This window comes from Kribbella sp. NBC_00889 (assembly GCF_045207705.1).
Taxonomy (GTDB): Bacteria; Actinomycetota; Actinomycetes; order Propionibacteriales; family Kribbellaceae; genus Kribbella.
Map to the genome: position 1 here is coordinate 1,271,139 of NZ_CP108783.1, position 12,410 is coordinate 1,283,548.

At 68.1% G+C, this 12,410-nt stretch carries 10 protein-coding genes; 8 read left to right on the top strand and 2 right to left on the bottom strand.

Translation table 11 applies throughout. The annotated features are described in order from the left end of the window. Window positions 1-290: 290 nt before the first annotated feature. From OG817_RS06170 to OG817_RS06205, 8 genes are all read left to right on the top strand, one after another. The gene (locus OG817_RS06170; protein ID WP_406052740.1) at window positions 291-1,340 is read left to right on the top strand and encodes a 3-isopropylmalate dehydrogenase; all 1,050 of its coding nucleotides are present in this window, start codon (window positions 291-293) and stop codon (window positions 1,338-1,340) included. 39 nt (window positions 1,341-1,379) lie between these two features. Next, window positions 1,380-2,471: a branched-chain amino acid aminotransferase gene (locus OG817_RS06175; RefSeq protein ID WP_406052742.1), complete on the top strand. Its 1,092-nt coding sequence runs from the start codon at window positions 1,380-1,382 to the stop codon at window positions 2,469-2,471. Between the two features lie 138 nt (window positions 2,472-2,609). Beyond that, a complete protein-coding gene (locus tag OG817_RS06180; RefSeq protein ID WP_406052743.1) occupies window positions 2,610-3,017 on the top strand; it encodes a hypothetical protein in 408 nt (135 codons plus the stop codon). A 1,090-nt stretch (window positions 3,018-4,107) separates the two neighbouring features. Beyond that, the gene (cimA, locus tag OG817_RS06185; protein ID WP_406052745.1) at window positions 4,108-5,697 is read left to right on the top strand and encodes a citramalate synthase; all 1,590 of its coding nucleotides are present in this window, start codon (window positions 4,108-4,110) and stop codon (window positions 5,695-5,697) included. Continuing rightward, the gene (locus tag OG817_RS06190) at window positions 5,694-5,930 is read left to right on the top strand and encodes a hypothetical protein (protein ID WP_360451871.1); all 237 of its coding nucleotides are present in this window, start codon (window positions 5,694-5,696) and stop codon (window positions 5,928-5,930) included. The genes cimA and OG817_RS06190 overlap by 4 nt, the downstream gene beginning before the upstream one ends. A 49-nt stretch (window positions 5,931-5,979) precedes the next feature. Beyond that, complete coding sequence (locus tag OG817_RS06195) at window positions 5,980-6,450, top strand: MarR family winged helix-turn-helix transcriptional regulator (RefSeq protein WP_396393989.1); 471 nt, start codon at window positions 5,980-5,982, stop codon at window positions 6,448-6,450. Then, a complete protein-coding gene (locus tag OG817_RS06200) occupies window positions 6,447-7,829 on the top strand; it encodes an MFS transporter (RefSeq protein ID WP_406052746.1) in 1,383 nt (460 codons plus the stop codon). Before OG817_RS06195 ends, OG817_RS06200 begins: the two co-directional genes overlap by 4 nt. Before the next feature lie 10 nt (window positions 7,830-7,839). Continuing rightward, window positions 7,840-8,418: an isochorismatase family protein gene (locus OG817_RS06205; protein WP_406052747.1), complete on the top strand. Its 579-nt coding sequence runs from the start codon at window positions 7,840-7,842 to the stop codon at window positions 8,416-8,418. Window positions 8,419-8,475: 57 nt separating this feature from the next. Here the strand turns inward: OG817_RS06205 and OG817_RS06210 are convergent, their stop codons facing one another. Both OG817_RS06210 and OG817_RS06215 read right to left on the bottom strand, forming a co-directional pair. After that, window positions 8,476-9,564, bottom strand: coding sequence for a ribonucleotide-diphosphate reductase subunit beta (locus OG817_RS06210; RefSeq protein WP_406052748.1), 1,089 nt, complete (start codon window positions 9,562-9,564; stop codon window positions 8,476-8,478). After that, window positions 9,525-12,338: a ribonucleoside-diphosphate reductase subunit alpha gene (locus OG817_RS06215; RefSeq protein WP_406052749.1), complete on the bottom strand. Its 2,814-nt coding sequence runs from the start codon at window positions 12,336-12,338 to the stop codon at window positions 9,525-9,527. The genes OG817_RS06210 and OG817_RS06215 overlap by 40 nt, the downstream gene beginning before the upstream one ends. Window positions 12,339-12,410: the final 72 nt, after the last annotated feature.

Sequence of the window (12,410 nt, forward strand, 5' to 3'; positions counted from 1 at the left end):
CTCTGGCCCAGCGCCTGCACTGGCATCTCACATTCCGGGACATCGTGCCCGCATAGTGGTGAAATAGTCGGACGTCAGAGTAAATTCGTCGGCATCCTGCCGCCCGCATCCTGTCTGGGGAGGAGCAGCATGTACGACATGTATCCGGCCAATTGGCCCGCGATCGACGCCCGGGAACGGAAGGCGACCCGCCGTCGCCGTCCGGCGCGCCGGGGGAGCGTGACCGCGTCCGAGGCCGGGGCCGTCCAAGAGGCTATGAACCGCCGCGACAATGGGGGAGAACCCAAGAAGTGAGCGACAAGAAGAACTTCACGCTGGCCGTGGTCCCCGGTGACGGTATCGGTCCGGAGGTGACCACCGAGGCGCTGAAGGTGCTGGACGCGGTAGCCGCGCAGCACGGCGTGACGTTCGAGCGGACCGAGTACGACCTCGGCGCGAGGCGCTGGCACGCGACCGGCGAGACGCTGCCGGACGCCGAGCTCGAGGAGATCCGCAAGCACGACGCGATCCTGCTCGGTGCGGTCGGCGACCCGTCGGTCCCGTCCGGGGTGCTCGAGCGCGGCCTGCTGCTGAAGCTCCGGTTCACCCTCGACCACTACGTGAACCTGCGCCCGTCGAAGATCTACCCCTCCGTCGGCTCCCCGCTGGCGGACCCGGGCGACGTCGACTTCGTCGTCGTCCGCGAGGGCACCGAGGGCCCGTACGTCGGCAACGGTGGCGCCCTGCGAGTCGGTACGCCGGCCGAGATCGCCACCGAGGTCTCCGTCAACACGGCGTACGGCGTGGAGCGCGTGGTCCGGGACGCGTTCGCCCGGGCGCAGGCGCGGCCGCGCAAGAAGCTCACGCTGGTGCACAAGAACAACGTGCTCGTGTACGCCGGCCACCTGTGGAAGCGGACCGTCGACAAGGTCGCCGCGGACTTCCCGGAGATCGCGGTCGACTACCTGCACGTGGACGCGGCGACCATCTTCCTGGTCACCGACCCGGCCCGGTTCGACGTGATCGTCACCGACAACCTGTTCGGCGACATCATCACCGACCTGGCGGCCGCGATCAGCGGTGGTATCGGGCTGGCCGCGAGCGGCAACATCAACCCGGACCGGACGGCGCCGAGCATGTTCGAGCCGGTGCACGGCTCCGCGCCGGACATCGCCGGTCAGCAGAAGGCCGATCCGACCGCGGCGATCCTGTCCGCGTCGCTGTTGTGCGACCACCTCGGTCTGACCGAGGCCGCGGCGGCGATCGAGGAGGCTGTCACGGCCGATATCGCGGAGCGTACCGGCGCCGTCCGGAGCACCGCGGAGATCGGTGACGCCATCACCAAGCGCGCGATCGGCTGACGCTCGCATGACCAGTCGGCCAAGAGGTACGGTGCGGCTATGAGCGCCGATCTGCGATTCACCGTTGAGCCAACCACCCATGCGGCCAGCGACGACCAGCGCGCCACGATCCTGGCGAACCCGGGATTCGGGCAGTACTTCTCCGACCACATGGCGATCGCCACCTGGACCAAGGAGAACGGCTGGCACGACGCGAGGATCACCGCCTTCGGACCGCTGGAGCTGTCTCCGGCCACCGCGGTGTTCCACTACGCCCAGACCATTTTCGAGGGGATGAAGGCCTACCGTCATCCCGACGACTCGATCCACATGTTCCGTCCCGAGGCCAATGCCGCCCGGTTCGCGAAGTCGGCGCGCCGGCTCGCGCTGCCTGAGCTGCCCGAGGACGCCTTCCTGGACTCGCTGCGCAAGCTGGTCGAGCTGGACAAGGCCTGGGTCCCCGGTGGCGGCGAGACGTCGCTCTACCTGCGGCCGTTCATGTTCGGATCGGACCCGTTCCTCGGCGTCCGGCCGTCCGCGGAGGTCACGTACTGCGTGATCACGTCCCCGGCCGGCTCGTACTTCGCGAACGGCGTCAAGCCGGTGCGGATCTGGCTGAGCGAGGAGTACACCCGGGCGGCCCCCGGTGGCACCGGCGCGGCCAAGACGGGCGGCAACTACGCCTCGTCGCTGATCGCGCAGGCCGAAGCCATCGAGCAGGGCTGCGACCAGGTCGCCTTCCTCGACGCGGTCGAGAAGAAGTGGATCGAGGAGCTCGGCGGGATGAACCTGTACTTCGTCCTCGACGACAATTCGGTCGTCACCCCGGAGCTGTCCGGCACCATCCTCGAGGGCGTCACCCGGGACTCGATCCTCAAGCTGGTCACCGACCTCGGCCACACCGTCACCGAGCGGAAGATCTCGATCGACGAGTGGCGCGACGGTGCGGCGTCGGGCAAGATCCGCGAGGTGTTCGCCTGCGGCACGGCCGCGGTGATCACCCCGGTCGCGTCGCTGAAGTGGAAGGACGGCGAGGTGCAGGTGGCCGACGGCAACGGTGGCCCGGTCACCGCCGCGGTCCGCAGCGCCCTCCTCGACGTCCAGTACGGCCGCACCCCCGACACCCACAACTGGATGACCAGAGTCTGCTGATCAGTCGCCCGTACGACGGCCCGGTGGAGCTTCCACCGGGCCGTTCGTCATGTCACCCCCGGGTCGTTTCCTCGAGCGGGTCGTTTTCACAGGATCCTTTCAGCTCTCAGGGTCCGGGGTTCGGTAGGGTCGGGCGGCATGAGCAGCTTCCCCGACGAAGTCGAGGCCTATTACGCGGAGCTCGCCGGGCGGCGTGACTGGTCGCCCGAGACCGTCGCCGCGATCCGGTCGACCGTCGAGCTGATCCGCGACCTCGACCGCGGTACCGCGCCTCGCACGTACGGCGCGGTGGCCGACGAGGAAGGCACCGACTGGCTGTACGAGGCGGTCTGGCACGAGGGGGAGTGGGTCGTGGTCCGCCAGATCGGCGCGGCCGAGGACGGCACCATCACCAGGTACTGGTGGCAGCGGGTCGAGGACGACGAGGGCATGCTCACCGACCAGGCCCTGGACCGCGACGAGTGGGGCCTGCGCCCACTCAGCCGCGAGGACTTCTACACCGCCTGGGACGACCCCGGCTGGTCCCTAACCACCCTGACCGCCTGACCCCCGCACCCCCCCACCCCACCCGCACCCCGCCCACGCCACCCGCACCGGCCCCCCGGTCTCGGGGAGATATCCGGCTCCTCTGTCTGATGTGTGGGTCGGTTTCGGCCGGTCTCGTTCCGGGACAGCGCGTCGTACTGCGCTGGTCGCGGCGGCCGCGGACACCATCTGGGGATCGCGGACAGGAAATACCTTGTCCGAGGTCCCCGGTTCCTGTCCGCGCCCCCACCGCAAAGCCGTCCGAGGGCGAGCCCGGCGCACGGCACCCTGCGATATGAACGGACAACCCCTGGAATTGCTGGTTGTCCGGCCGGAACTCGAGCGAACAACCGGCAAGTCGACGGGTTGTCCGGCGTCGTGCTCGGTGGCTGGGTGATCGTCGGTGTGGTGGGGGTTGAGGGGATGCGGTCGTGCAGTTCGACAGGACGTGTCGACGCGATCCGGCCGGTCTCAGGCGTAATTCCCCCAGCAGACGTGGTCCCTGGACCGACACCTCCTGTCGAGCTGTACGCCGAACCCCGCCCGGGGCTCGCTCCCTGTCGTGGCTTCTGCGCTGCCGTGGCGAGCGCGGTGTCGGGGATCGGTTCGTGGATCACGGTTCGCCACCGACGCTGAACCGCGCCCGCATCCACGACTCGACGACCACCTGCCGCTGACTTGACCCCGACAAGACACAACCCACGCCAGCCCCGCGGCGCCGCACGCATCGCCCACACATCAGGCACGAGAGCCGGATATCCGGTCGTATGAGAACGGAGAACCCACACGGGGAGGGGACATCCGTTCGTTTGGGAGCGGGCTCCGGCGGGTGGTGGTGGGGGAGCGGGTTCCGGCGGGGTGGTGGGGGAGCGGGCTTTGGCGGGGTGGACTGTGGCGGGCGCCGTAGTACTGGTTGGCGTACTGAATGTTCGTGATTCGAGACGGGTCCGCCACGGTGTGGACATTGTGTGGCAGACTGCGAAATGTCATGAAGAACTACCGGGCCATCATTATCTAGGCGCGCTCAGCCAGCAGTACCTGAGCGCGCAGACCTCTCGCACCTTGCGGGAGGTTTTTTGTTTGCCCGCCAGCCCCCACCGGAAGGCCGATCATGAGTATCTCGGACGAGTTCCACGTCTACGACACCACGCTGCGCGACGGTGCGCAGCAGGAGGGGCTGGCGCTGTCCGTGGCCGACAAGATCGCCATTGCGCGGCACCTGGACGACCTGGGCGTGGGATTCATCGAGGGCGGCTGGCCGGGCGCGGTGCCCAAGGACACCGAGTTCTTCGAGCAAGCCCGGACCGAGTTGCACCTGCGGAACGCGACGTTCGCGGCCTTCGGCGCGACCCGCAAACCCGAGACCGCGGTGGCCGACGACCAGCAGGTGGCGGCCCTGCGCGACTCCGGCGCCGGCGTCGTCACACTCGTTGCCAAGAGCCACGATGCGCACGTCGAGCGGGCGCTGCGGACGACGCTGGACGAGAACCTCCGGATGGTCGCGGACACGGTCCGCCATCTGCGCGAGAACGGGCAGCGGGTCTTCCTCGACACCGAGCACTTCTTCGACGGCTACCGCGCCAACCGGGCCTACGCGCTGGAAGTCGTACGAGTAGCCGTCGAGGCCGGCGCCGACGTGGTGGCCCTGTGCGACACGAACGGCGGCACGCTGCCGCGGGAGTTGCAGGACATCGTCCGCGACGTCCTCGACTCCACCGGCGCGCGCCTCGGCATCCACTGTCACAACGACGCCGGCTGCGCGGTGGCGAACACGATCGCCGCCGTCGAGGCCGGCGTCACGCACGTCCAGGGCACCATCAACGGGTACGGCGAACGCACCGGCAACGCCGACCTGCTCGCGATCGTCGCCAACCTCGAGCTGAAGCGGGGCCTGGACCTCCTCCCGGCCGGCAAGCTGGCCGAGTCGTTCCGGATCGCCCACGCGATCGCCGAAGTGACTAACGTGCCGCCGTCGACCCGGCAGCCGTACGTCGGTGTGTCCGCCTTCGCCCACAAGGCGGGGCTGCACGCCAGTGCCATCAAGGTGGATCCCGATCTCTACCAGCACACGGATCCGGCCCGGGTGGGCAACGACATGCGGATGCTCGTGTCCGAGATGGCCGGGCGGGCGAGTGTCGAACTGAAGGGCCGCGAGCTCGGGTTCGACCTCGGCAACGACCGCGAACTGGTCGGCCGCGTGACCGAGCGAGTGAAGGAGATGGAGGCCCGCGGGTACACGTTCGAGGCGGCGGACGCGTCGTTCGAACTGCTGCTGACCGAAGAGGTCACCGGGAAACGGGCATCCTTTTTCGACGTCGAGTCCTGGCGGGTGATCACCGAGTCGCGCGCCGACGGCGAGGCGGTGTCGGAGTCGACCGTGAAGCTGGTCGCGGGCGGCGAGCGGGAGATCGTCACGGGGGAGGGGAACGGCCCGGTCAACGCCCTCGACCACGCGCTTCGTACTGCGATCGAACGCGCGTACCCGGTGGTGAACAAGTTCGAGCTGGTCGACTACAAGGTCCGCATCCTCGATCAGGGGCATGGGACGGACGCGGTCATCAGAGTCCTGATCGAAACCGCGGACGGCGAGGGCTCATGGGTGACGGTCGGGGTCGGCCACAACATCGTCGAGGCGTCCTGGGAGGCGCTCGTCGACGGCGTCACGTTCGGTCTGCTGCGTCACAAGGAGGTCGTGCGATGACCCTGCTCGCCGTCGAACGAACGGTCACCGTCTTCACCGCGCGCGTCGTCGAGACCGAAGGCATGCTGGCCCGGATCGCCGTCATGCTGAACCCGTACGACGTACGCGAACTCGCGCTCTCCCTCGACGAAGGCACGCTGAACATCACCGTCGAAGGCGACGGCTTCGACGCCGGCCGCGTCGCCGCCCGCCTGAACAAGGTGATCGGCGTCCTCGAGGTCACGTACTCCTGATTCAGCAGTCCCAACTGTTCAGTTTGGACTGATCAGTTATGCTGGCTTTGTGAGCCAGCGGATCTCCCCTTCGGCGGTGCAGGCGGCCAGTGACGTGCGCGTCATGTTCGGCCGGGTGAAGCGCAGGCTGAAGGAGCTGGCGGAGCACGACGACCTGACGCCGTCGCAGAGCTCGGTGCTGAGCCGGCTCGACAAGGACGGGCCGGCGTCGGCCAGTGAGTTGGCGGCCGTGGAGCGGGTGCGCCCGCAGTCGATGGCTGCGATCCTGGCCGGACTGCGGGAGTCGGACCTGATCGAGCGCCACCCGGACCCTGAGGACGGTCGCCGGCAGGTCGTGTCGCTCACCACCGCCGGACGGCATCGGCTCCAGGGTGATCGCAAAGTCCGCCAGGAGTGGCTGGCCCGTGCCCTGCAGGACGGCTGCACCGAGACCGAGCGGCAGACCATCATCAAGGCACTCGCTCTGCTCGACCACGCCCTCGACACCACCGCGGCACCCCGGGCGGCGACCTCCCGGTGACCCCCGAGCCGGATCCGGCCGCCAGTCGCCCCCAGCGGTTCGATCGGCGGTTGATCGCGCCGATGGTGGTGGGGTCGATCCTCAACCCGATCAACTCCTCGATGCTCGCGGTGGCGCTGATCCCGATCGGGGCCGCCTTCGGAGTACCGCCCTCCGACACCGCCTGGCTGATCACCGGGCTGTACCTCGCGACCGCCGTCGGGCAGCCGGTCATCGGCCGGCTGGTCGACCTCTACGGCCCGCGTCCGCTCTATCTGATCGGTACGGCGGTCGTCGGCATCGCCGGTCTGCTCGGTGCGCTGGCGCCGACGCTCGGGGTGCTGATCCTTTCCCGCGTCCTCCTCGGTTTCGGTACGTCGGCGGCGTACCCGGCCTCGATGTCGCTGATCCGGAGCGAAGCCGACCGGACCGGCATGGACACCCCGGCGGCCATCCTCAGCTCGCTGTCGATCGCCAACCAGGTGATCTCGGTGATCGGCCCGACGCTCGGCGGGCTGCTGATCGGGCTCGGTGGCTGGCACATGATCTTCACCATCAACGTGCCGTTGTCGATCCTCTGCCTGGTCCTCGGATCCCTCTGGCTGCCGCGGAGTCCGCGGTCCCGTGTCACGGTCAGGCTCGACTACGCGGGCATCGCGCTGTTCGCCGGCACGCTGGTGTCGTTGATGGTGTTCCTGATGGCGCCGAAGGCATCGAACTTGTACCTGCTGATGCTCGGTGCCCTGCTCGGCGTGGTGTTCGTCGTCGTGCAACTTCGCTCGGTGGAACCGTTCATCGACCTGCGGGTCCTCGGCGGCAACCGTCCGCTGATTGCGACGTACCTGCGCCAGGTGCTCGCGTTCACCATCAGCTACTCGTTCCTCTACGGCTTCACGCAGTGGCTCGAGGAAGGTCGCGGGCTGGGTGCCTCGTCGGCCGGGCTGCTGTTGCTGCCGCTGTCCCTGTCGGCCGTGGCGATCACGGTGATCACCGGCCGGCGCGCTCAGGTCCGCGGCAAACTCGTTGCCGGGAGCATCCTCTTGGCCGTGGCCTGCGTCGTACCGCAGTTCGTCGGGGGAGAGACTGCGATCTGGCTGCTGGCCTTGGTCGGCGTCATCGCGGGGATCCCGCAGGGCCTGAACGGTCTGGCCAATCAGAACGCGCTCTACCACCAGGCGGATCGGGCCCGGATGGGGTCCTCCGCTGGTCTGCTGCGCACCTTCATGTACCTCGGTGCGCTGATCGCCGCCGCGGCCAACGCCCACTTCTTCCAGCACGGCGCGACCACCACCGGTCTGCACGAGCTGGCGCTGTTCCTGCTCGTCGTCGCCGGCCTCCTCGTGCTGGTGACCCTCCTCGACCGGTCCCTCGCCCAGATCGGCCGCCCACAACCCAACTGAGAGGTCCGTCGTGCCCGTCACCGCTCTTGATCCGAACACCGCCCTCGTCGTCATCGACCTGCAGAACGGCATCACCGCCATCCCCGGTGCGCCGTACCCGACCGCCGACGTCATCACCCGGACCGCGGAGCTCGCCGACGCCTTCCGCAAGCGCGGCCTCCCGGTGTTCCTGGTCCGGGCCAGTTTCCGCGCGGACGGTGCGGACCGGATGCCAGGCCGGACCGAGCAGCCGACCCGCGCGACCGGTACGCCGCCCGCCGACGCCGACCAGATCGTCCCGGAGCTTGCCGGTCACCCCGAGGACACCGTGGTGACCAAGCGGAACTGGGGTGCCTTCCACGGCACCGACCTCGATGTCCACCTCCGCCGCCGCGGCGTCACCCAGATCGTCCTCACCGGTGTAGCCACCAGCTTCGGCGTCGAGTCGACCGCCCGCGCCGCCCACGAGCACGGCTACAACGTCACCCTCGCCACCGACGCGATGACGGACCTCAGCCCCGAGTCCCACATCCACGCCACCACCTACATCTTCCCCCGCCTCCGCGAGACCGGCACCACGGCCGACATCCTGGCCAAGCTCCCTGCGTAAACCACGGCCAGGACACGCGAGCCGGGCAGCTGCTGCGCTGCCCGGCTCGCGTCGCACTCAGTCCCAGCTCAGTCCGCTCGACGACTGGTACTCGATCACGCGGGTCTCGAAGAAGTTCTTTTCCTTCTTCAGGTCCATGACTTCTGACATCCAACCGAACGGGTTGCGGGTCTCGCCGAAGATGGGGGCGAGGCCGATCTGCTCGGCGCGGCGGTCGGTGATGAAGTGCATGTACTGCTCGCAGAGCTCCGCGGTCAGGCCGAGCATGCCGTTCGGCATCGTCGCGCGGCCGTAGGCGACCTCCAGCTCACACGCTTCGGTGAGCATCTGCCGCACCTCGGCCTGGAACCGAGCTGTCCACAGGTGCGGGTTCTCCTGCTTGATCTGGTTGATGCAGTCGATGCCGAAGTTCAGGTGGATCGACTCGTCGCGCAGGATGTACTGGTACTGCTCGGCGATGCCGACCATCTTGTTCCGCCGGCCCAGCGACAGGATCTGCGCGAACCCGGTGTAGAACCACATCCCCTCGAACACCACGTAGAACGCGATCAGGTCGCGCAGGAACGCGGTGTCGCTCTCCGGCGTCCCGGTCCGGAAGTCCGGGTCCTCCAGGTGCTGGGTGTACTTCAGCGCCCAGGCGTCCTTGTCCGAGATCGACGGCACCTCGCGGTACATGTTGAACAGCTCGCCCTCGTCCAGGCCGAGCGACGTACAGATGTATTGGAAGGTGTGCGTGTGCACGGCCTCCTCGAACGCCTGGCGCAGCAGGTACTGCCGGCACTCGGGGTTGGTCAGCTGCCGGTAGACGGCCAGGACGATGTTGTTCGCGACCAGGGACTCCGCCGTAGCGAAGAAGCCGAGGTTGCGCTTCAGCATCATCCGCTCGTCCTCGGTGAGGCCGTCCCGCGACTTCCATAACGAGATGTCAGCTTGCATGGACACCTCCGTCGGCATCCAGTGGTTGTTGCAGGCGGCAAGGTACTTCTCCCAGGCCCACCGGTACTTCAAAGGCAGCAACTGGTTCACGTCCGCCCGCGCGTTGATCATCGCCTTGTCGGCGACCTCGACCCGGGACGCCCCGACGGCGATCTCTCCCAATCCGGTCGTCACTGGCAGGCCTCGCAGTCCGGGTCGTCGATGGCGCAAACGGCTCCGCTGGGCTCGGGAAGCGCAACTTGTACGGCGTTCAGCCGGCCGTCCGTCCCTTGGAGCGTGGACTTCTCCACATGGGTGGCTGACTGGGAACGCAGGTAATAGGTCGTCTTGAGTCCATACCGCCAAGTCGACCTGTAGAGCTCGTCCAGCGCCCGGCCCGACGGCGCGGCCATGTAGAGGTTCAGCGACTGCGACTGGTCGATCCATTTCTGCCGCCGCGACGCCGCCTTGACCAGCCACATCGGGTCGATCTCGAAGGCCGTCGCGTACAGCTCGCGCAGGTCGGCCGGGATCCGCTCGATCCCCGCCAGGATGCCGTCGTGGTACTTGAGGTCGGACACCATCACCTGGTCCCACAGCCCGCGCGCCTTCAGGTCGGCCACGAGGTACGGGTTCGCCACGGTGAACTCACCCGACATGTTCGACTTCACGAACAGGTTGCTGTACGTCGGCTCGATCGACTGGCTCACCCCGCAGATGTTGGAGATCGTCGCGGTCGGCGCGATCGCCATCACGTTGGAGTTGCGCATGCCGTCGCGCCGGACCTTCTGCCGGAGCGCGTCCCAGTCGAGCTGCTTGCTCTGGTCAACGATCAGGTCGCCGTCCCGCGCCGTCTTGAGCAGCTCGAGCGAGTCGATCGGCAGGATGCCCTGGCTCCACAGCGATCCGTCGTACGACGAGTAGCGGCCGCGCTCGGCGGCGAGATCGCTGGACGCCTCGATCGCGTGGTAGCTGATCTGCTCCATCGAGCTGTCGGCGAAGGCGACCGCCGCCTCTGAGGCATACGGTATCCGTAGCCGGAAGAGTGCGTCGGAGAACCCCATCAGGCCGAGACTGATCGGCCGGTGCCGCAGGTTCGACCGCTCCGACTCGGGCGTGGTGTAGAAGTTCGTGTCGATGGTGTTGTCGAGCATCCGGACCGCCGCCATGACGGTGTCGCGGAGCAGCTCGGCGTCCAGCCCGTCAGGTGTGACGTGGGCAGCCAGGTTCACCGAGCCGAGGTTGCAGACGGCGATCTCGTCGGCGCTGGTGTTCAGGGTGATCTCGGTGCACAGGTTCGAGGAGTGGACGACACCGTCGTGCTGCTGCGGCGAGCGCAGGTTGCACGGGTCCTTGAACGTGATCCACGGGTGCCCGGTCTCGAAGAGCACCGTGAGCATCCGCCGCCACAGATCGACCGCCTTGACCCGCTTGAACACCCGGATCTCGCCACGGTCCGCGGCCTGCTCGTAACCGCGGTAAGCCTCCGCGAACGCAGTGCCGTACAGGTCGTGCAGCTCGGGCACGTCGTCGGGGGAGAAGAGTGTCCAGTCGCCGCCGGCCTCGACCCGTTGCATGAACAGGTCGGGGACCCAGTTCGCGGTGTTCATGTCGTGGGTACGGCGCCGCTCGTCTCCGGTGTTCTTGCGCAGATCGAGGAACTCCTCGATATCGATGTGCCAGGTCTCGAGGTACGCGCAGACCGCACCCTTGCGCTTGCCACCCTGGTTCACCGCGACCGCGGTGTCGTTGGCGATCTTCAGGAACGGTACGACGCCCTGCGACTCACCGTTGGTCCCGCGGATCCTGGCGCCGATGCCGCGCACCGGGGTCCAGTCGTTGCCGAGGCCGCCGGAGTACTTGGCGAGCAGCGCGTTGTTGCGGATGCCTGCGAAGATCTCGGCCAGGTCGTCCTGGACTGTGGTCAGGAAGCAGGCAGACAGCTGCGGTCGGGTCGTGCCGGAGTTGAACAGGATCGGCGTCGACGTCATGAACCGGAACGAGCTGAGCATTTCGTAGAACTCGATGGCCTTGGCGTCACGGTCGTCCTCGCGCAGCGCTATCCCCATCGCGACGCGCAGGAAAAGCGCCTGCGGCAGCTCGAAGCGCACCTTGTCGATGTGCAGCAGGTAGCGGTCGTACAAGGTCTGCAGGCTGAGGAAGGTGAAGTCCAGGTCGCGCTCGGGCCGGATCGCGGCGGCGAGGCGCGGGAGGTCGAAGGTGGCCAGCTCGGGATCGAGATGCCCGGCTTCGACCCCGAGTTCGACGTAGCGCGGGAAGTAGTCCACGTACGCCTGGGCCATCTCCGCCTGGCTCGCCTGCCGCGGCTCGCCGTGGACCCGGCCGAGCGCCTCGCGACGGATCTGGTCGAGCAGCAGCCGGGACGCGGCGAAGCTGTACTGCGGCTCGGTCTCGACGTACGACCGGGCGGCCATCACCAGAGCGAGCTCGACCTCGTGTTGTGCGATGCCGTCGTAGCAGGAGCCAAGGGTCTCGTCGAGGATCAGCTCGGGGTCGACCGCGTCCAGACCCGTGGCCGCCTCCGCGACGATCACGCGCAACCTGTCGACATCGAGCGGCGCGATGCTGCCGTCGGCCGCGCGGACGCTGAGCGTGGGCTTGTCGGTGATACCGGAAGGGTCGGCCGGGGTGCGGGCCTTGGTGCGCTCCTCGCGGTAGAGGACGTACGCACGGGCGACCTGGTGCTCGCCGGCGCGCATCAGCGCCAGCTCGACCTGGTCCTGGATGTCCTCGACCTGCAGGCTGCGGCGGGCGTCACCGCGGCTCGTCAGGGCCTCGACGACCCGGCCGGTCAGGTCCGTCACCAGGTCACGGACCCGGTGGGTGGTGCCCGCCTCGGCACCCTCGACGGCGAGGAACGCCTTGGTCATGGCGACCGAGATCTTGGTCTGGTCGAAACCGGTGTGGCCGCCGTCGCGGCGTACGACGGTCAGCTGGACCGACCGGTCGGCTGTCGCCGACCGGGATGAGGAAGCAATCGTCACAGGTGTTGTCTCCAAAAGAGTTCGGAGGACCGGAGCCACGCGGAGGGGCGCACGACGGGGCCGGCAGCACCG

Coding starts and splice junctions, on each gene's coding strand:
- OG817_RS06190 (WP_360451871.1), top strand. CDS start 5,694: ATGACCCTGCTCGCCGTCGAACGAACGGTCACCGTCTTCACCGCGCGC.
- OG817_RS06180 (WP_406052743.1), top strand. CDS start 2,610: ATGAGCAGCTTCCCCGACGAAGTCGAGGCCTATTACGCGGAGCTCGCC.
- OG817_RS06175 (WP_406052742.1), top strand. CDS start 1,380: ATGAGCGCCGATCTGCGATTCACCGTTGAGCCAACCACCCATGCGGCC.
- cimA (WP_406052745.1), top strand. CDS start 4,108: ATGAGTATCTCGGACGAGTTCCACGTCTACGACACCACGCTGCGCGAC.